Below are 20818 nucleotides of genomic sequence, written 5' to 3'. Positions count from 1 at the left end.
GAAGTCGGCCGGAGACCCCGTGCCGCGGCGTTACGGCACATCACTTCCTTCTACGTCACGCAATGGCGCGCGACAGGAGTCAGAGGACAATGCAGACCAAGCTGGACGAAGCCAAGACCGAGCTGCTCGCGCGGGCCGCCCGGGTAGCTGAGAACAGCCCGGTCGGAGGGCGCCTACCGAGCGGTGCACCGACCGGGACGACGAGCGGGGCCACGCCGGACCAGGACACGGCGCTCGCGTTCCTCCAGCGCTACTACCTGCACACCGCCCCCGAGGACCTGGCCGACCGCGACCCGGTCGACGTCTTCGGAGCCGCCTTCTCCCACTACCGGCTCGCCGAGAACCGCCCCCAGGGGACGGCCAACGTGCGGGTCCACACCCCGACGGTCGAGGAGAACGGCTGGACGTGCAGCCACTCCGTCGTCGAGGTGGTCACCGACGACATGCCGTTCCTCGTCGACTCCGTCACCAATGAGCTGTCCCGCCAGGGCCGCGGCATCCACGTGGTCATCCACCCGCAGGTCGTGGTGCGCCGTGACGTGACCGGAAAGCTCCTGGAGGTGCTGAGCCGCGAGGCCGGTGCCGAGCTGCCGCACGACGCGCTCGTCGAGTCGTGGATCCACGTCGAGATGGACCGCGAGACCGACCGCGCCGACCTGAAGCAGATCACCGCCGATCTGCTGCGGATCCTCAGTGACGTACGGGAGACCGTCGAGGACTGGGAGAAGATGCGCGACGCCGCGCTGCGCATCGCCGACGAGCTGCCCGCCGAGCCCACCGCGGGCGACCTGCCCGACCAGGAGGTCGAGGAGGCCCGCGAGCTGCTGCGCTGGCTCGCCGACAACCACTTCACGTTCCTCGGCTTCCGTGAGTACAACCTCACGGAGGACGACTCCCTCGCCGCCGTCCCCGGCACCGGCCTCGGCATCCTGCGCGCCGACCCGCAGCACGACAGCGACGCCCACCACCCGGTGAGCCCGTCCTTCAACCGGCTGCCCGCCGACGCGCGCGCGAAGGCCCGCGAGCACCGCCTCCTGGTGCTGACCAAGGCCAACAGCCGCGCCACCGTCCACCGCCCGTCCTATCTCGACTACGTCGGCGTGAAGAAGTTCGACGCCGAGGGCAACGTCATCGGCGAGCGGCGCTTCCTCGGGCTCTTCTCGTCCGCCGCGTACACCGAGTCCGTGCGGCGCGTGCCCGTCATCCGCCGCAAGGTCGCCGAGGTGCTGAAGGGCGCCGGGTTCTCGGCCAACAGCCACGACGGGCGCGACCTGCTCCAGATCCTGGAGACCTACCCGCGCGACGAGCTCTTCCAGACGCCCGCCGACGAGCTCCGCTCCATCGTGACGAGTGTGCTCTACCTCCAGGAGCGGCGTCGGCTGCGGCTGTACCTGCGCAAGGACGAGTACGGGCGCTACTACTCGGCGCTGGTCTACCTGCCGCGCGACCGCTACACCACCGGCGTCCGCCTGCGGGTCATCGACATCCTCAAGGAGGAGCTGAACGGCGCCAGCGTCGACTTCACCGCCTGGAACACGGAGTCGATCCTCTCCCGTATCCACTTCGTGGTGCGCGTTCCCAAGGGCGGCGAGGTTCCCGATCTCTCCGACGCCGATGTCGAGCGCATCGAGGGGCGGCTCGTCGACGCCGCCCGCTCCTGGGCCGACGGCTTCGCGGAGGCGCTGACCGCCGAGTGCGGCGAGGAGCGCGCCGCCGAACTCCTCCGCCGGTACGGGGGTGCCTTCCCCGAGGGGTACAAGGCGGACCACACGCCGCGCGCCGCCGTCGCCGACCTCCAGCACCTGGAGCAGCTCTCGGGCGACAAGGACTTCGCGCTCTCCCTGTACGAGCCGGTGGGCGCCGCCCCCGGCGAGCGGCGTTTCAAGATCTACCGCACGGGCGGCCAGGTCTCGCTCTCCGCGGTCCTGCCGGTGCTCCAGCGCCTCGGCGTCGAGGTCACCGACGAGCGTCCGTACGAACTGCGCTGCACGGACCGTACGAACGCGTGGATCTACGACTTCGGGCTCCGCCTGCCCAAGTCGCAGAACGGCAACGGCGACTACCTCGGCGACGACGGCCGCGAGCGCTTCCAGGAGGCCTTCGCCGCCGCCTGGACCGGTGAGGCCGAGGTCGACGGGTTCAACTCGCTGGTGCTGCGGGCCGGGCTCAGCTGGCGTCAGGCGATGGTGCTCCGGGCGTACGCGAAGTACCTGCGGCAGGCCGGTTCGACGTTCAGCCAGGACTACATGGAGGACACCCTCCGCAACAACGTCCACACCACCCGGCTGCTCGTCTCGCTCTTCGAGGCGCGCATGTCGCCGGAGCGCCAGCGCGCCGGGACCGAGCTGACCGACGGGCTCCTGGAGGAGCTGGACGGCGCCCTGGACCAGGTCGCGTCCCTGGACGAGGACAGGATCCTGCGGTCCTTCCTCACCGTCATCAAGGCGACGCTGCGGACCAATTTCTTCCAGGAGTCGCAGGGCGGCAAGCCGCACAACTACGTCTCCATGAAGTTCGACCCGCAGGCCATCCCCGACCTGCCCGCGCCCCGTCCCGCGTACGAGATCTGGGTGTACTCGCCCCGCGTCGAGGGCGTCCACCTGCGCTTCGGCAAGGTCGCGCGCGGCGGGCTGCGCTGGTCCGACCGTAAGGAAGACTTCCGGACCGAGATCCTGGGTCTCGTGAAGGCGCAGATGGTGAAGAACACCGTCATCGTGCCCGTCGGCGCCAAGGGCGGCTTCGTCGCCAAGCAGCTCCCCGACCCGTCGGTGGACCGCGACGCGTGGCTCGCGGAGGGCGTCGCCTGCTACAGGACGTTCATCTCCGCGCTGCTCGACATCACCGACAACCTGGTGGCCGGCGAGGTCGTGCCCCCGGCGGACGTCGTCCGGCACGACGAGGACGACACCTACCTCGTCGTCGCGGCCGACAAGGGCACGGCGACGTTCTCCGACATCGCCAACCAGGTCGCCGAGTCGTACAACTTCTGGCTGGGCGACGCCTTCGCCTCCGGCGGCAGCGCCGGGTACGACCACAAGGGCATGGGCATCACCGCCCGCGGCGCCTGGGAGTCCGTGAAGCGGCACTTCCGCGAGCTCGGCTGCGACACCCAGTCCGAGGACTTCACCGTCGTCGGCGTCGGCGACATGAGCGGCGACGTGTTCGGCAACGGAATGCTGCTCTCCGAGCACATCCGCCTCGTCGCGGCCTTCGACCACCGGCACATCTTCATCGACCCGAAGCCGGACGCGGCGACCTCGTACGCCGAGCGCCGCCGCCTCTTCGAGCTGCCGCGCTCCTCGTGGGCCGACTACGACAAGGCGCTGCTCTCCGCGGGTGGCGGCATCTTCCCGCGCAGCGCCAAGGCGATCCAGCTCAACGCCCAGATCCGCGAGGCACTCGGCATCGAGGGCAAGATCGCCAAGATGACCCCGGCCGACCTGATGAAGGCCATCCTCCACGCACCCGTCGACCTGCTGTGGAACGGCGGCATCGGTACGTACGTGAAGTCGTCCGCCGAGTCGAACGCGGACGTCGGCGACAAGGCCAACGACGCGATCCGCGTGGACGGCCAGGACCTGCGCGTCAAGGTCGTCGGCGAGGGCGGCAACCTCGGTCTGACCCAGCTGGGCCGCATCGAGTTCGCGCGCTCCGGCGGCCGCATCAACACCGACGCCATCGACAACAGCGCGGGCGTGGACACCTCCGACCACGAGGTGAACATCAAGATCCTGCTCAACGCGGTCGTCGCCAACGGAGACATGACCGTCAAGCAGCGCAACAAGCTGCTCGCCGAGATGACCGACGAGGTCGGCCACCTGGTGCTGCGCAACAACTACGCGCAGAACACCGCGCTGGCCAACGCCGTCTTCCAGTCGTCGTCCCTGCTCCACGCCCACCAGCGCTTCATGCGCAGGCTCGGCAAGCAGGGCCACCTCGACCGGGGCCTGGAGTTCCTGCCCAACGACCGGCAGATCCGCGAGCTGCTCAACTCCGGCCGCGGCCTCTCCCAGCCCGAGCTCGCCGTGCTCCTCGCCTACACGAAGATCACGGCCGCGGACGAGCTGATCCAGACGACGCTGCCCGACGACCCGTACCTGCAGCGCCTGCTGCACGCGTACTTCCCGAAGGCGCTGCACGAGAAGTTCCCCGAGCAGGTCGACGGGCACGCGCTGCGTCGCGAGATCATCACGACCGTGCTCGTGAACGACACGGTCAACACCGGTGGTTCGACCTTCCTGCACCGGCTGCGGGAGGAGACGGGCGCCTCGCTGGAGGAGATCGTGCGGGCGCAGATGGCCGCGCGCGAGATCTTCGGCCTGAGCGAGGTGTGGGACGCGGTCGAGGCGCTCGACAACGTCGTGGCCGCCGACGTCCAGACCCGGATCCGGCTGCACTCGCGCAGGCTCGTCGAGCGCGGCTCGCGCTGGCTGCTCAACAACCGGCCGCAGCCGCTCCAGCTCGCCGAGACCATCGGCTTCTTCAGCAAGGGCGTCACGGAGGTCTGGGCGGAGCTGCCGCAGCTGCTCCGCGGCTCCGACCTGGAGTGGTACGAGGGCATCCGCGACGAGCTGACCGACGCGGGCGTGCCGGAGGAGCTGGCGCGCCGTGTCGCCGGGTTCTCCTCCGCCTTCCCGGCCCTCGACATCGTCGCGGTCGCCGACCGGACCGGCAAGGAGCCGATGGCGGTCGCCGAGGTCTACTACGACGTCGCGGACCGGCTCCGCATCACGCAGCTCATGGACCGCATCATCGAGCTGCCGCGGGCCGACCGCTGGCAGTCCATGGCGCGCGCGTCCATCCGCGAGGACCTGTACGCGGCGCACGCGGCGCTGACGGCGGACATCCTCGCGGCGGGCAACGGCCAGTCCACGCCGGAGCAGCGGTTCAAGGCGTGGGAGGAGAAGAACGCGCCGATCCTGAGCCGGGCGCGGTCGACGCTGGAGGAGATCCAGAGCTCGGACGCGTTCGATCTGGCGAATCTGTCGGTGGCGATGCGGACGATGAGGACGTTGCTGCGCACGCACTCGTAGTTTCTGTTAGGTGACAAGGGGGCGCCCCGGGCCGTTCGGCCCGGGGCGCCCCCTTGCCGTGTCCCTTGCCGTGTCACGGAGTGCATCGGGGTGCGATTGGTTGCCTCCGTGGCGCGGAACGGGTGATGACATTCCCCATGACTCGCCATATCTCATCAATTCAGACATTTGGTCTAAGGTGGGTGAGATTGTCTGATGGCGGTACGAGATCCGAAGATCCGATGCACAGGGAAGGTCCGACGAGGCGATGACCGAAGCCGTTCTGCTGGTCGGCGGGCAAGGCACCCGGCTGCGGCCGGTGACCGTCCACACGCCGAAGCCGATGGTCCCCGCGGCCGGTGTCCCCTTCCTCGCACACCAGCTCGCCCGCCTCGCCGCGGCCGGCGTCGACCACGTCGTGATGGCGACCTGCTATCTCGCCGAGGTCTTCGAGCCGTACTTCGGCGACGGATCGGCGTACGGCGTGGAACTGGAGTACGTCGTCGAGGACGAGCCACTCGGTACGGGTGGCGCCATCCGCAATGCGGCGGGGCGGTTGCGGTGCGGGGGCGATGAAGGGGGCGATGAACCCGTTCTCGTGTTCAACGGAGACATCCTCAGTGGGCTCGACATCCGCGACCTGGTCGACACGCACGTACGCCGTGACGCCGACGTCACGCTCCATCTCGCCCGCGTCGACGACCCCCGCGCCTTCGGGCTCGTGCCGACGGACGACGACGGTCGTGTTCTCGCGTTCACCGAGAAGCCGACGACGCCCGAGGAGATCGTCACGGACCAGATCAACGCGGGGGCGTACGTGTTCCGCAGGTCCGTGATCGACGAGATTCCGCGGGGGAGGGTGGTGTCGGTGGAGCGGGAGACCTTCCCGGCGCTGCTCGCGCGGGGCGCGTATCTGCACGGAAAGGTCGAGAACGCGTACTGGCTGGACCTCGGGCGCCCCGAGGCACTCGTCCAGGCGTCGGCCGATCTCGTACGCGGAGTCATCGAGTCGCCCGCGCTGCCGGGGGAGCGGGGCGAGTCCCTGGTCCTGCCCGGCGCGGAGGTCGCGGCGGATGCGGTTCTCGCCGCTGGAACCGTCGTGGGCGCGGGTGCCAGGATCGGGGCGGGGGCGGTCGTGCACGGCTCGGTCGTGCTCGACGGCGCGGAGGTCGGGGCGGGCGCCGACGTCCGGCTGAGCCTGGTCGGTGCGGGTGCCCGCGTCGGCCGTCGTACCGTCCTGCACGGGGCGGTCGTGGGGGACGGGGCGCAGGTGGGGGCCGACAACGAACTGCGGACCGGGGCGCGGGTGTGGTGCGGGGCGGTGCTGCCGGATGCGGCGGTGCGGTTCTCGCCCGATGTGGCGGCGGGGGGCCGTGGCCGTATCGACGTGCCGACCGGGTCCCGTGGTGCCCCCGGTGCCCCTGTGCCGACCGGTTCCCGTATCACCGAAGGGCTGTGAGCAGTGACTGTGAACCTTCCCGAGAACCTTCCCGAGAACGACCTCTCCGAGAGTCTCGCCGCCCGGCTGCCGGAGGCGTGGGCCGCGACGCCGCTGACCGTCGTCATGCCCACGTACAACGAAGCGGGCAACCTCCCCGGCATGGCCGAGGCCCTCATGGCGCTCCCCCTGCCCGGCCTGCGCCTCCTCGTCGTCGACGACTCCAGCCCCGACGGCACCGGACAGATCGCCGAACGCTTCGCCGAGCGGTACGGCAGTGCCCGCATGAGCGTCCTGCACCGCACCGAGAAGGACGGCCTCGGCCGTGCCTACGCGGCCGGCATGGCGCAGGCCGTCGCCGAGGGCGCGCACTACGTCCTCCAGATGGACGCCGACGGCAGCCACCCCGTGGAGAAGGCCGCCGAACTGCTCGGCGTCGCCCTCGCCACGGACGCGGGTGTCGTCATCGGCAGCCGGTACGTCCAGGGCGGCACGCTCTCCGACGCGTGGGGCGCCCACCGCAAACTGCTCTCCCGCTGGGCCAACGCCTACGCGGGCACGATCCTCGGCACCCGCGTCCGCGACATCACGGGCGGCTTCAACCTGTGGCGCGCCGACGCACTGCGCGCGATCGACCTCGCGTCCGTGGACAGCGCGGGGTACAGCTTCCAGGTCGAGATGAAGTACCGGGCGCTGCGGCGCGGATTCGGCGTCATGGAGGTACCGATCCACTTCGAGGACCGCACGGTCGGCGAGTCGAAGATGAGCCTGATGGTGCAGCTGGAGTCGGTGGTCATGCCGTGGAAGCTGCGGTTGAACGCGGGTGCTGGTGAGCGTGGCCGCGGGGCGGGGGTGCGTGGATGACTCCGTCGACCCTGCACGAGGCGCCGCACGGCGCGCCGCGGTCCGCGCCGCCGGCGCCCAGAGCCCCCGACTCCGCTTCCGGGGCCGCCCCCGTTTCCGCGCCCTCCCCCCGGCTCACCGTCGCCCGCCTGCGCAGGCTGTTCCTGGAGCTCGTGAAGTTCGGGGTCGTCGGCGGCAGCGGTGTGGCCGTGAACCTGGTCGTCTTCAACCTCCTGCTGCACGGCGTGTCCTCGGGCCCGATGACGGCGACGGTGCTGGCCAGCTGCGTAGCGATGGGCACGAACTACCTGGGCTTCCGCTTCTTCGCGTACCGCGACCGCGCGTCCCGTACGAAGCGTCAGATCGCTCTCTTCTTCGCCTTCAGCGGGATCGGCGTGGCGATGGAGAGTCTGCTGTTCTACGCGGCGTACCACGGCGCGGACATGAGCGGACCGCTCGGCTCCAACGTCGCCAAGGCGCTGTCGATCGTCCTTGCCTCGGCGTTCCGCTTCCTGGTCTACCGGACGTGGGTCTTCCAGCACGATGCGCGTCACGATGCGCGTCGCCACTAAACCGGTCATACGGGGGGCCGCCCGGGCGGCGGCATCCCTCGCCCTCGTCCTGCTCCTCGTCCTGCTCCTCCTCGTCATCGTCCGCCTGCCCTGGGCGGGCGACCTCGGCATCCACGCGGCGACGATCGAGCGCCTGCGCCACCATCTGGCCGACCCGGGCAACCCCTTGGTCGACGCGGACACGCCGAGCCCGTACTACTCCCCGTGGATGCTGCTGCTCGGTTGCCTGGCCAAGGTGACCGGGCTCGGCACGTTCGTGGTGCTGCGGGTGGCGGCGCTGGTGGGGCTGAGCTTGCTGGTGACGGGGGTCTTCCACCTCGTACGCACGTTCAGCGCGCGGCGGGCGGCGCCGCCCCTCGCCTTGCTGTGCCTGGTGCTGCTCTGGGGTCCGGCGCTGTTCAACTGGAGCGGGTTCCCGGGGCTGAACTCGCTGGCCTTGACGATCTCCTACCCCAGTACGTTCGCGCTGGGGCTCTCCTTCCACTTCTGGGCGCTGCTGCGGAAGGCGCTGCGGGGGGAGGGGCACGGGTGGCCGGTCTCCTTGGGGCTTGGCGTGCTCTGGGCGGTGATTCTCCTGAGTCACCAGTTCACGGGTGTGGTGGCGTCGTTCGGCGGCCTCGCGATGGTGCTCGGGGCGCGGCCGTGGCCGTCGCGGGCAGTGCTGGTGCGGCTGGCGGGTGGCGTGACGCTGGGGGTGGTGTTGCTGTGGCTCTGGCCGTACTACTCCTTCTTCGGCCTGTTCGGAGTGGGCGGCCTGGAGCAGATCCACCGCTCCCTCTACCGTGACCTGCTTCCGCACTTCGGCCTGGCGCTGGTGGGGGTGGCGGCGCTGGTGCTGCGCTGGCGCCGGGATCGCCGGGACCCTCTGGTGCTCTTCTTTCTCCTCGGCGCGGCGATGTTCGCGGCGGGCGGCCTGACCGGTCACTACTCGTGGGGCAGGGTGCTGCCGGCGGTCCTGATCCCGGCTCAGCTGGCGGCGGCGCTCGAAGTCTTGGAGCGGGGGCAGCGTGCCGGGGTGCGGCGCGTCTTCGCGGGGCTGCTGGGCGTGGCGCTGCTCGTCGGCGCGTGGACGCAGGCGGGGACGCTCGGGTACGTGGTGCCGCGCGATGCGTTGCCGGCGCGGGTAGCCGCGAAGTACAGCCCTCCGTGGCCGGGTTGCAAGTGGCTGGCCCAGGAGGTGCGGTACGGCGACGTGGTGATGGCGAGGACGTTCCCGTCCCGCCAGATCCCGGCGTACGGCCCCTACACGGTGGCCCCCGGCTACCCGGACTTCTTCCTGCCGGACCAGGAGGAACGGGTCACCGCGGTACGGGATTACTTCGCGCCCGGCACGTCGCGGGCGGAACGGCTGGACATCCTGCGGAGGTACGGGGTGCGGTGGGTCGTGGAGTACCCGGGGGACGGCGGGTTGCGGGCCGACGACGCCGCGCTGCGGCGGGTGGCTACGGGGCCGAGGGGGCAGGTTCTGTATGAGGTGGTGGGCGGCTGAGAGGTTCGCCCTGAGGGCAGGGGCGTTGAGGCCTACCATCGAAGTTCAGCAGCTTGCAGCTTGAGCAACCCATTGGGGCGATCGTGAGCAACTGGGCCGATCTGACGACCGGTAAGCGCATCAAGCATTTGCGAGGCTCAGATCTGACGCAGCAGGGGCTCGCCGAGGCGGCGGGGCTGTCCCTGGCGCTGGTGCAGAAGGCCGAGCAGGACCGCGGGGAGTTGTCCATCGGCTCGCTCCTCAAGCTGGCGCACGCGCTGAAGTCGGACGTGTCCGTGATCCTGGGGCAGCAGGCCCCTAGGCGGGCGACGAACCAGGACACCCGGGCGGCCCTGCGTCGCCTTTCCGACGCGGTGCACGACAGCGCCCTCGGAGACTGGGACGGCATCGAGGACCCGAGTTCCCTCACCGAGCTGTCGGCAGCCCATGAGCGCGTATGCGTCTCCTATTGGCGGGGCGCGTACGGGGAGCTGAGCGAACTCATCGCGAAGGTCCTGCTGGAGGGAAGCGTCAGGTACGGGCAGGCCACGGGCGAAGAACGCGAACGGCTGGGGTCGGTCCTCGCCGGCACATACCAGTTCGCCTCCTCGGCGGCGGTCCTGCTCGGCCAGCGTGACCTCGCCTTGAGCGCGCTGACCTCCGCGCGGCGCCTGGCGGAGGAGTCCGGCGACTCCGTGCAGGTCGCGCTCATCGAGTCGACGTTGTCGTGGATCTATTTGCGCAGCGCGAAGGTGTCCAGGGCGATCACGGTGGCGGAGCGCGCGGCACTTCGTATCGAGCCGTCGTTCAGCAAGGCGTCGAGCCCGCAACTGCTCGGGTACGGGCGGCTGATGATCTCCGCGGCGGTGGCGGCGTCACGCAAGGGAGACCCGGTCGCAGCGGACGACTACCTCTCCCAGGCCCACGCGGCCGCCGCGCGGCTCGGGCGTGACGTGACGCTGCACGGCACGCACTTCGGCCCGACCGCGGCGAGTACGGAGGCGGTGGGAATCGCCGTGGCACTCGGGAACCATGGCAAAGCACTGGCTCTGGCAGCACGCACTGACCTCCCCCGCACCATGCCCAAACTTGCCCGCAACCGCTACAAGCTCGACGTCGCCTTGGCCCAGTGCGCGGTCGGCCTGCACGACCAGGCGGCGGACACCCTCATCGAGGTGGCGCTCGACGCCCCCGAGTGGGTCCGGCATCAGGCGCTGCCCGGTGTCATCGGCAAGCGGCTCGCGAAGGTGTCGACGGCGCGGGTTCGTAACATCGGCGAACTCATCGGGATGCCGCTCATCGCGTAGTCGTACGGAGCGTAGGAGCCCGGGCGAAGCAACCCCGTGCGGTCGGACGCCCCATCTCTTCACTCTGGGTGATCGAGTCGACACGATATCCGCATGGTTGGCAGCGAACGTGATCAGGGGCAGAAGCCGCGTGCGGCTCGTCGTACCGAGGGGCAGCTGAGGCGACGGCAGGGCCTCGCCGACGCGTCGGCGGGCGTCACGCCGGGCGAGACCGGCGTATCGACCGTGGTCGCACGCATAGAGCGGTTCCGCTGTGTGATCTACCTGTCCGGCGCCGCCGGGGCGGATATCGCGGCCCCGCGCAGGGAGTGCACGGAGTACGCCGCCGCGTTCGGCTGGGAGATCACGGACGTGATCGAGGAGCGCGTCGGATTGTTGCCACCGCATGGGCGTGCGGGGCTGGGGCAAGCCTTGGACCGGATCAAGGCGGCCGAGGCGGGAGCGGTTCTCACGGCGTGGCGGTCGATGATCTCGCCTGTCGCGCAGGAGTACGACGAGGTCGCCCGCGCGATCGAGAAGGCGGGAGGCTTCCTGCACGTCAGGGACTCGGTGTGCGGCGCGGAGGGGGCGGGTCGGTGACGCGTCGCGCGTCCGGCGGTGCGTCCGAGGGCGGGACGTGACCTTTCAACCGGCCGTCGCGCGCCCGTGGCGCGACGCGTGGCCGCTCGTCGCGCAGGTCGATGACGGCAACTCGTGGGTGAGCGGTGCCTGTTGGCTGTATTGCCGACGCAAAGACGTACGAGTGCTGTGGGTCGGCTCCGTACGCACCCCCGGAGCGACGGGCGACGTGTACGGGTGCGGCCCGTGCCTCGCGGAGCTCGACCGGGTGGGTGGGGGCGGGTGGGTGGGGAGGAGGCGGGCGCTCTGCGGGTGGCGGTGCGGTGGGGGAGCGGCGGTGCTGGGCGGGTGGCGGTCGGGTGGGGGTGCCGCCCGGGTGGTCCGGGCGGCGGTGGGCGGGGTCAGGGGCAGGTGACCAGGATGATCGAGATTGCCGTGCAGGTTACCGATGCCGTGTCGTTGGCGGGGGTGGGGTCCACCGGGGTTGAGGCTGTGCGTTGCGCTGTGACCTTGACCGGGCCCAGGGTCAGGAGGTGCAGCGGGACTCGGAAGGTTTTGGACGTGGAGGTGGACGGCGGGATGGAGGCGTACTCGCACGTCACCGTTGTGCCGGAGGCTGAGCAGCCGGGGGACAGGTTCGTGGCCCTCGCGCCCCTTGGGAGCTTCGCCGTCACCGTTGCCGATGTGGCGGTTGCCGGGCCCGTGTTGTTCGCCGTCAGGGTGTAGGTGACGTACGGGACCAGGATGCTCAGGTAGGGCCGCGCCGTCAGGTTGACGTCTATGTCCGCCTGCCCGGCGGAGGGCGCCGCGGTGAACGCCATGCCGTACGGACCCGTGAAGCCCGCGATCGTGTCCGTGACCGTGTTCGTTCCGGGGGCTATCACCGAGACCGTGTCGTCCTCGATGTTCGCCGCGTAGACCGCCGTACCGGACGGGTCCGCCTCGACCCTGACCGGGCCGTCGCCGACCGCGACGGTCGCCGTCACCGCACGGGTCGCCGTGTCGATCACCTTCACGTCACCGCTGCTGCGGTCCGCGACGTACGCCCGGCTGCCCGACGGGGCGAACGTGACACTGTTCGGGGAGCCTCCGACCGGGATCGTCGCACTCACCGTGTTCGTTGCCGTGTCCACCACCGACACCGAGTCGGAGTTGTTGTTCGTGACGTAGGCGGAATCCCCGGAAGGGCTGACCGCCACGCCCGCAGGGGCGGCCCCGACCGGGACCGTGGCACTCACCGTGTTCGTCGCCGTGTCCACCACCGACACCGAGTTGCCGTTGTTGTTCGTGACGTAGGCGGACGTCCCGGAAGGGCTGATCGCCACGCCGTTCGGGGCCTCCCCGACCTGCACCGTGGCGGTCACGGAATTCGTCGCCGTGTCGATGACCGAGACCGTCGTCCCGCCGCTGTTCGCCACGTACGCGCGGGACCCGGACGGAGTCACCGCCACGTTCAAGGGGTTGCTGCCGACCGGGACCGTCGCCGTCACCGCGTCGGTGTCCGTGTCGATCACCGAAACCGTTGCCTCGTCGAAGTTCGTGACGTAGGCCCGCTCGTCGGCCGCCGCGATCGCCACGCCCACCGGGCTGTTGCCGACCGCGATGGTGTCGGTGATGGTCTTCGTGCTCGTGTCGACGACCGAGACCGTGTCGCCGTGGAAGTTGGCCACGTAGGCCGAGGGGCCGGCGGCCGCCTGCGCCGGGGTGGGGAGTGCCACCAAGCCTGCGACGGCCAGCGTGGTGCCCGTCATGACAGCGGTTATACGTCGCCCCCGGAAAGCTCTGGAGGGCCGAGAAGGACTGGAAGGTCTGGAGAGTGCGCGGGACATGGGACTTCCCCCCTTCGGTGACGCCCTGTGACGTCACGTCACCGGCATCTTCCCGCCACTCCCACCCCCCAGGGGCCGAATCCCCACCGTTGTCCGAATTCGGCAACAAGGGTGGCCGTCCGGTGACTTGACGTCGGACCGGACGGCCGCCCCCGCCGCGGGCGGCCTCAGCGCGTGAGCGCCCCTGCCAGACGGGCCGCCTTGCGCAGGCGCGAGCCCGCCTTCGCGCCCGCCTTGCGGGCCAGGGGGCGTATGACGCGGGACGTCACGCCCACCGGGGTCCAGCGCAGCTGGAGGCGGCCCGAGGCGCGGCCCTCCGGTTCCACCGTGACCTCGTGGGGGAGCGCGCCGCCGCGGTAGTCGACGCGGGCCCTCAGCGTGGGGAAGGTGAGGGGCGCCAAAAGCAGGGCCGTGTTGCGGAGTTGGCCCGATGTGAGTTGGAGGACCGGGTGGCGCGTGCCCGCGAAGCCGTTCAGGGGGAGCGGGGCCGCCGCCAGGTCCAGCCGGACCGTGCCCTCGAAGACGCCGGGGCGGACCGGGTCCAGGCGGAACGGCGTCTTCATGCGGCGCCGGCCGGGGGCGAGGAGGAGTGTGGCCACCTGAGGGCCCACCGGGAGGCGCAGGCCCGGGTCGTACGTGCGGACCGACAGGACGACCGTGGCCGCCGGGCCCCGCTCCACGCGCGTGATCTCGTGGCGGAACTGCGCGCTCGCGAAGGGGCGGGAGTCCAGGCCCAGGTCCGTGACGTCGAGCTCCGTACGGGAGGACACGGACTCGGGGACGTATGCGCCCCAGTAGACGTGACCCGCCGAGTCCATGGTCGTCTCGCGCGGTGCCACTCCGTGGCCCAGGCCCCGCGCCGCCAGCTGCGCCTCCTTCAGGCGGCCGTCCTGGACCAGGCGGAGTACGACCCGTTCCGCCCGGGGCAGCCGTGCGTACGCGCCGGGAGCCAGCTCCGCCAGGTACGGGTTCACGATCTCCGCGAAACCCGTCAGCCACTCCTCGTCCCGGAACGGCAGGTCACCCGCGTACATCCGGAAGTCGTGCTTCAGGAACTTGTAGTCCTTGGCCTCGCGGACGGCCTCGTGGCCGCTCGACACCAGGAACGCGTCTATGAGGCGCTGGACGTGTATGCGGTCGCGTACGTTCGTCAGCTTGTGGCGCTGGTTCGAGATCGACGCGGACTCCGCCGCCTCGTAGGGCGCGATGTACCAGCGGTAGACGGGGTCGGGGATGACCGTGAACGCCTTCGCGAGGCAGTACGCCTGCGCCGAGAACAGCTGGTCCTCGTAGTGGATGCCCTCCGGGAAGCGGAGGTTGTTCCTGTCCAGGAAGGACTTCCTGTACATCTTGCTCGTCGACAGGTGTTCGAAGAACAGGGCCGGTTCCGCCTCGATGCCCTCCACCGTTCGCCGCTCGGCGACCAGGTGCGGCATCCACGTGGAGGTGCGGCCCGTGTCGACCCGTACCCGCTCCACCGCGCCCATCACGAAGTCCACCTCCCGCTCGCGGTGGGCGGCCAGGAGCAACTCGACTGCCTGCTCCGGGAGTTCGTCGTCGCTGTCCAGGAACATGAGAAACGGGGCGTGCGCCATCTCAAGCGCCCGGTTGCGGGGCGCGCTGCAACCGCCGCTGTTCTCGGGGAGGCGGAGGTAGCTGACGCGGTCGTCCTCCGACGCCAACTGCCGTGCCACCTCGGGCGTGTCGTCCGTCGAGTGGTCGTCGCTGATGATGATCTCGATGTTCGCGTGCGTCTGGCGGCGCAGGGACGCGACCGCTCGCGGCAGGCGTTCCGCGTCGTTGTAGACGATGACCGTCACGGTGACATCGGGAGTCGTGGTCATCGCTGTGTCGCCTCCTCGGGCGTCGGTGCCGGGGTGCGCTCGTCGACCGGGGTGACGGGCGGCAGGGAGTCCTCGCTCTCGCCGAGGAAGACGCGGCGTACGACCCGCTCGGCCGCGCGCCCGTCGTCGTACTCGCAGAAGCGGTGCCGGAACGCCCGCCGTGCCTTCTCCGCCGACTCGTCGCGCCACGCGTCGGAGGTGAGCAGCTCCGTCAGCTCCTCCTGCGTGCGCGCCACCTTGCCCGGCGCCTCCGCCATCAGGTCGAAGTACACGCCGCGCGTCGTCGCGTACGTCTCCCAGTCGTCGGCGTAGATGACGATCGGGCGGTCGAGGTTGGCGTAGTCGAACATGATCGACGAGTAATCCGTGATCAACGCGTCCGCCGCGAGCGCGAGCTCCTCCACGGGGTCGTACGACGACACGTCGATGACCCGGCCGCTCTTGCGCAGCCCGGCCAGCGGGGACGCCGCACCGCCGTAGAAGTAGTGGCCGCGGACGAGCAGGACGGTGTCCTCGCCGAGGCGGTCCGCGAGGGCCGCCAGGTCGAGGCGCGGGGTCCAGGCCGCCTCGTAGTCGCGGTGGGTGGGGGCGTACAGGATCGCCCGCTTGCCCGGCGCGATGCCGAGCTTCTCGCGGATCGCGCGGATGTCGGCGGCGGTCGCGCTGTAGTACACGTCGTTGCGCGGGTAGCCGTAGTCCAGCGAGGTGTAGTGCGAGGGGTACGCGCGCTCCCACATCTCCGTGGAGTGGCCGTTCGCGGAGACGCTGTAGTCCCAGCGGTCCACGCGGGCCAGCAAGTCGTGGAAGTTGAGGCCCTTGGCCGCGGCCGGGTAGTCGAGCTGGTCCAGGCCCATGCGCTTCAGCGGCGTGCCGTGGTGCGTCTGGAGGTGGACCGAGTCCGGGCGCTTCACGATCGCGTTGGGGAAGTTGGCGTTGTTCACCAGGTACTTGGCGCGCGCCATCACCTCCCAGTAGCGGCGCGTGCCGGGCACGACATGGTCGGTGCCGGGCGGCAACAGCGGTACGTTCGCCGCCGAGACGACCCACACCGCGCGGATGTGCGGGGCGAGTTCGGCGAGCTTCGCGGCGACCGCCGCGGGGTTGCAGGCCACGCCACGATCCCAGTACGCCGTGAACACGGCGAGGTTCGGGTCGACGGGCCGCTCGAGTTCCCTGCGGTAGCGCAGGTCGCGGACCTTCACGCCCACCTTGTGCTTGCGCGAGACGACCGCGGAGCGCAGCTTGCGCCGCTGCTGGTTCGCCGTCTGGAACGTGCGGTATTTGGTGTACGCGTCCTCTTCGAGGAGGCGGCGTCGCACGCCCTCCAGGCCGCCGGGGTGCTGGTGGCCCTTGGGGCGCCGGGCGACGGCGGCCTTCGACGCGCGGTGGAAGAACTCCCTGCGCACCGGGTCCGGCAGCTGCTCCCGGGCGACGATGCGCAGGCAGTCACCGACCATCACGTCGTAGAGCGCGGCGCGCGGTGCGGTGGGCAGGCCACGGTCGACGGCGAGGGCGAGGAGTGACTCGTAGCGTTCGATGACGCCGAACCGTTCCTCGGGGGCGCCCGCCGGGAGGCTCTCCGACCTCAACTCCCGCACATTGAGAGACACTTGGTCGAGCGTCGCCACACGGTCGGCGAGGAGCAGTGCGGCGTACGCGGCGAACGTCTCGTCATCCACCGCCAGTTCGGCGCGGTGCGCCCGCCAGAAGTCCGCGCGCAGCACGCGGTTGCCGAGCAGCGGGGTGACCTTCAGGAGGTTCGGGCAGTCCGCGAGCGGCAGGTCGCGGCGGCCCTGCTTGGCGAGGTGCTTGCCGTCGGGGCTCGGCATGCCCTGGTGCCGCCAGGTGGAGCGGACGTGGTCGACGCAGAGGACGTCCACGCCGTCCGGTACCTCGGTGACGCGGTCGGCGACGGCGCGCGGCGCGCCCGTCGGCACGCTGTCCTTGCTGTGCACGAAGTGCAGCCAGCGGCCGCCCGCCCGCTCGGCGCCCGCGGCACGGGCCGCGCCGTCGCCCGTGCCCTCGGGCAGCGGTACGACGGTGACGCCGGGCCGGTCCGCGGCGGCGGCCTGCGCGGAGGCGCCGACCGCGGCGACGATCACCTCGACGCCGGGCGACGCCTGCGCGGTGAGCGCGTCGAGGCAGGCGCCCAGGTGGCCCTGGACGTTGCGGCCGTGGACGACGACGCTCAGCTCGGGTCCGGGTCCGGGTCCGGGTCCGGGTCCGGCGCCGGACCCGTCAGCCCGCGCCGGTCCGGTGCTTCCACCCTGCTCGGGCACTGCGGTGCCCCCCTTTCGTGTGCTCATGCGGTGGTCGCCCCCCGGTGCGCGAGCATCCGGTCGACGACGCGGGCCGCGGCCCCGCCGTCGTCCAGGTCGCAGAACTCGGCGCGGAACGCGTCGTACGCCTCGGCGTACGGCGCACTCGTCGCGTCGACGTCCTTCAGCGCGGCGATCAGCTCGTCGGAGGTGGGGACCAGGGGTCCCGGTGCGCGCTTCTCGAAGTCGAAGTAGAAGCCGCGCAGACGGTCCCGGTAGTGCTCCAGGTCGTACGTGAAGAACAGCATCGGACGGCCCGTCACCGCGAAGTCGAACATCACCGAGGAGTAGTCGGTGACGAGGACGTCGGCGATCAGGAGCAGATCCATGATGTCCGGGTAACTCGCCACGTCCCACACGAAACCGTCGCCCGCGCCCGGCACGGGCTCCACGATGTGGGCGTGCGGGCGGACGAGGAGTACGTGGTCGTCGCCGAGTTCGGCGCGCGCCTTCGCCAGGTCGATGCGCAGGTCGAGGAGGAAGCCGCCGCGGTGGCGCTGCTTGTCCTCGCGCCACGTCGGCGCGTACAGGACGACCTTCTTGCCCTCGGGCAGCCCGAGCGCACGCCGCACCTTGTCGGCGCGCTTGGCGCGGTCCGGGGCGAGGAGTACGTCGTTGCGGGGGTAGCCCGCCTCCAGGAGTTCGCCGTCCACGTCGCCGCCGAAGCGGAAGGCGCTGCGCATGATCGGGGTGCTGAACTTGTTCGGGGAGAGCAGCATCGTCCACTGGTGGCGCTCGCGGTCCAGGTCCTGGAGGTACTGGGTGCTCGCGAAGTGGTCGTTGTCGAAGTCGAAGCCGATGCGCTTCAGCGGGGTGCCGTGCCAGGTCTGGACGATCTGCTGGCCCTCGCGCCGCTCGAGCCAGCGCGGGAAGTGCGTGTTGCCGACGATGTAGCGGGAGCGGGCCATCGCCTCGTAGTACTCGGGGCTGTGCACGCGGACCGCCTTCGCGGTGGCCGGGACCTCGCACTGGCCGTCCTTGACGACCCACAGGTGGTCGACGGGAAGGGCGCGGCGGACCATCTCCTCGTGGATGGCGCGGGGCGAGTCGCCGTACATGCGGCCGCCGAAGACGTCGTACAGGACGGCCTCGCGGAGCGGCTCGTGGCGGGCGGCGGGGTAGGCCTCCGTGCGCAGGCGGGTCTGGCGGTGGCGGCTGCGCTCGTCGGGGCGCAGCTCGGAGTGGGCCATCAGGGCGAGCTGGTCGTACTGGCGGGCCTGGAGCTCGACGCGCTTGCCGTGCGCGTTCACCTCCAGGGGGAGGTCGCCGTGGACGGGCGGGGCGAGCTGGACGGCGGTGCGGGAGCCGTCGGGCTTCTGGACCGAGGGCCACCAGAAGCCCGCCCGGAGTGGGGTCTCGCCTGCGTAGCGGTGGGTGGGGGCGGGCACGAAGCGGGCCTCGAACCGGCCGTCCTCCGCCTTCGCCGGGAACGTGTACTCGTGGCCCGACCAGGTCTGGCGGAGTACGAGCTCCAGGGCGTGGGCGCCCTGGGCCGGGTAGCTGCCGGTGAGCTCGACGGTGCCGTCCGGGTGGACGGAGACGTGGTCGACCAGGGGCTGGACGGGCTGGTCGCAGAACTGGAGGTAGCCGCCGGGGCTTCGGCGGGCGTAGACCGTGCGGTCGGCGTCCGCCTGCGCGAACTGGGCGCCCGAGAAGCCTTCCCTGTCGTCCATGATCAGGGCAAGACGGGTCGACGTGGGTTCGTCACCGGAGGCGTCGACGACCTCCACCGACATGTCCCAGCGGGCTATCGAGCGTTCCGCCTGGGTGGGGCGGAGGCGTTCGTGGTTGACGCGGACGTCCGTCAGGGCCGCCGTGTCGACGTGGGCCGTGAAGGGGACGCGGCCCTCGTGCGGGACGCCGAGGGTCAGGGGCGCCGTCAGGATCGTGCCGGACTCGCGCATGCGCAGGCGCAGCCGGGCCGTGCCCTCGGGGGCCGTGCGCAGGATGCCGCGTACGACGAGGTGGGAGCCTTCCGCGCGGACCTCCAGGGCGCGCGCGTGCGCCGTCTCCACGCGGATCGCCAGCTCACCGTCCTGGATCTGCGGGGCCACCCGCACGTCCTCGGTCACCCAGTGCGCGGGCGGCGTCTGCCCGGACCCCGTACCGGCCCCGTACAGCGGACCGCGCCGCGGCGTCGAGCCCGTGCCGGCCACCGCGACCCGCACGTACCAGACGCCGTCCACCCACGTGCCGCGGTGCCGCAGCCGTGACGGGTTCACCAGCGCCCCGAAGCCCGCCCAGTCGGCGTGCCGGAACTCGGCGCCGGAGGCCACCGTCGCCTCGGGGTCGAGGTGGCTGCGCGCGGGTACGAGGACCGTGCGGCGGCTGCCCTTCTCCTTGAGGATCAGTGACTTCAGCGCCTTGCTCCGGGACTCGGCACCGAGCTGGCGCGCGAACGCCCAGCCGGACAGCCACAGCTTGCCGTCGTGCCAGGCGGCGTCGTCGAGACGGCTGCGCAGGCGCAGTTCCTGGTCGAGTCGGAGGACGGCGTCCGGGACGGGCGCGGCCGGGTCGAGGAAGGGGTAGTCGGCCTTGGGGTGCAGCGTCCCGGAGACGGGGATGGAGCCGGGGTGTTCCTTCTCGAACTCCAGCTGGACGATCAGCTCGTCCATGCGCCGGTGCACGGTCAGGTACAGCTTCAGCTTGTGCGGCACGTGCAGCGCCCGCACCGCGTCCTGCCCGATCTCGCGGACCAGGCGGCCGACGTGCTCCAGGAACGCCTCCTGGTAGGCGGCGTCCGAGCCGGGCAGCACCTTCCAGAAGAGGGGGATCTCCTCGGCGAGCGCGTTGTTGTCGTACACCTTCAGGTGCTCGGCGTACATCGGGTCGTCCCCGACGCGGGCGAGCATGAACTCGCGGACCATGCGGATCGACTTCACGCGGTCGATCAGGCCCTGCGGGTTGGTGCGGTTCTGCGTGATGGACCGCTCGCCGATCTCACGCTCGCGCCAGTTGTAGATGGGCTCGCTCAGGACGTCCACGGACTCGGCGAGGTAGTGCGAGGGGACGCTGACGGGCGCGTCCTCGTAGAGCATGGCTTCCGGGTACGCGAACGAGTGCCGCTCCCAGAAGGTGCGGCGGTACACCTTGTTCCACGCGGTGCGGTCCGTGAGCAGCGGCCGGAACTTCGACACGTGGGTGCGGAGCCGGGTCGCGGCGAAGGGCACGCGGTGGACGGGCGACTGGACGTGGCCCGCGGAGCGGAACCGGGTCACGTTGCCCGCCGCGAAGTCCGAGCCCGTCTCGTCGAGCGTCTCGATCATCAGCGCGTACGCCGTCGTGGGCAGCGTGTCGTCGCTGTCCACGAACGCGAGGTACTCGCTGTCCGGCGACATCTCCCGTACGCCCGTGTTGCGCGCCGCGCCCAGGCCCTTGTTCTCCTGGGATATCAGGCGGAACCGCGGATCCGCCGCCGCGAAGGCCTCGGCGATGGCGGCGCTGCCGTCCGTCGACCCGTCGTCGACCATGATCACTTCGAAGTCCTGGAACGTCTGGGAGGCCAGGGACTCCAGGCACTCGTCGAGGTAGAGCTCGACGTTGTAGACGGGGACGACAACACTCAGCCGTGGCTGCACGCGCACTCCTTCTGTTGCTAAACGCTCCCATAGTGTAAGGATCTGCGTATT

The 20818-nt window shown here is 70.8% G+C and carries 10 protein-coding genes and 1 pseudogene; 7 read left to right on the top strand and 4 right to left on the bottom strand.

The window, feature by feature from the left end; translation table 11 throughout:
- Positions 1-89 precede the first annotated feature (89 nt).
- The 7 genes and pseudogenes from NOO62_RS15880 to NOO62_RS15850 all read left to right on the top strand — a co-directional run bounded on the left by NOO62_RS15880 (position 90) and on the right by NOO62_RS15850 (position 11219).
- Positions 90-5033 carry an NAD-glutamate dehydrogenase gene (locus tag NOO62_RS15880; protein WP_268771542.1) on the top strand — a complete coding sequence of 1648 codons (4944 nt, stop codon included), beginning with the start codon at positions 90-92 and terminating at the stop codon, positions 5031-5033.
- A gap of 247 nt (positions 5034-5280) precedes the next feature.
- Positions 5281-6369, top strand: a pseudogene (locus tag NOO62_RS15875) (sugar phosphate nucleotidyltransferase); the annotation flags it as partial.
- A gap of 207 nt (positions 6370-6576) precedes the next feature.
- Positions 6577-7314 (top strand): polyprenol monophosphomannose synthase, encoded by a 738-nt coding sequence (locus tag NOO62_RS15870; protein WP_268775636.1) that lies wholly within the window; start codon positions 6577-6579, stop codon positions 7312-7314.
- A complete protein-coding gene (locus tag NOO62_RS15865; protein ID WP_268771541.1) occupies positions 7311-7865 on the top strand; it encodes a GtrA family protein in 555 nt (184 codons plus the stop codon). Before NOO62_RS15870 ends, NOO62_RS15865 begins: the two co-directional genes overlap by 4 nt.
- Positions 7849-9354, top strand: a complete 1506-nt coding sequence (locus tag NOO62_RS15860) for a hypothetical protein (protein ID WP_268771540.1) — start codon at positions 7849-7851, stop codon at positions 9352-9354. The genes NOO62_RS15865 and NOO62_RS15860 overlap by 17 nt, the downstream gene beginning before the upstream one ends.
- 83 nt (positions 9355-9437) lie before the next feature.
- Positions 9438-10640, top strand: a complete 1203-nt coding sequence (locus tag NOO62_RS15855) for a helix-turn-helix domain-containing protein (protein WP_268771539.1) — start codon at positions 9438-9440, stop codon at positions 10638-10640.
- Positions 10641-10733: 93 nt separating this feature from the next.
- Positions 10734-11219 carry a hypothetical protein gene (locus NOO62_RS15850; protein WP_268771538.1) on the top strand — a complete coding sequence of 162 codons (486 nt, stop codon included), beginning with the start codon at positions 10734-10736 and terminating at the stop codon, positions 11217-11219.
- Positions 11220-11599: 380 nt separating this feature from the next.
- Here NOO62_RS15850 and NOO62_RS15845 read toward each other — a convergent pair whose 3' ends face one another.
- The 4 genes from NOO62_RS15845 to NOO62_RS15830 all read right to left on the bottom strand — a co-directional run bounded on the left by NOO62_RS15845 (position 11600) and on the right by NOO62_RS15830 (position 20767).
- Positions 11600-12949 (bottom strand): beta-propeller fold lactonase family protein, encoded by a 1350-nt coding sequence (locus NOO62_RS15845; protein ID WP_268771537.1) that lies wholly within the window; start codon positions 12947-12949, stop codon positions 11600-11602.
- A 245-nt stretch (positions 12950-13194) separates the two neighbouring features.
- Positions 13195-14871, bottom strand: a complete 1677-nt coding sequence (locus NOO62_RS15840; RefSeq protein ID WP_268771536.1) for a glycosyltransferase family 2 protein — start codon at positions 14869-14871, stop codon at positions 13195-13197.
- The gene (locus NOO62_RS15835; protein WP_268771535.1) at positions 14868-17177 is read right to left on the bottom strand and encodes a CDP-glycerol glycerophosphotransferase family protein; all 2310 of its coding nucleotides are present in this window, start codon (positions 17175-17177) and stop codon (positions 14868-14870) included. The genes NOO62_RS15840 and NOO62_RS15835 overlap by 4 nt, the downstream gene beginning before the upstream one ends.
- Positions 17174-20767, bottom strand: coding sequence for a bifunctional glycosyltransferase family 2 protein/CDP-glycerol:glycerophosphate glycerophosphotransferase (locus tag NOO62_RS15830; RefSeq protein ID WP_268771534.1), 3594 nt, complete (start codon positions 20765-20767; stop codon positions 17174-17176). The genes NOO62_RS15835 and NOO62_RS15830 overlap by 4 nt, the downstream gene beginning before the upstream one ends.
- Positions 20768-20818: the final 51 nt, after the last annotated feature.

The sequence above is a fragment of the Streptomyces sp. Je 1-369 genome (assembly GCF_026810505.1).
In the GTDB taxonomy this organism is placed as follows: domain Bacteria; phylum Actinomycetota; class Actinomycetes; order Streptomycetales; family Streptomycetaceae; genus Streptomyces.
The sequence above is the reverse complement of the archived record's forward strand: the minus strand, read 5'-3'. Positions and strand labels throughout refer to the sequence as shown.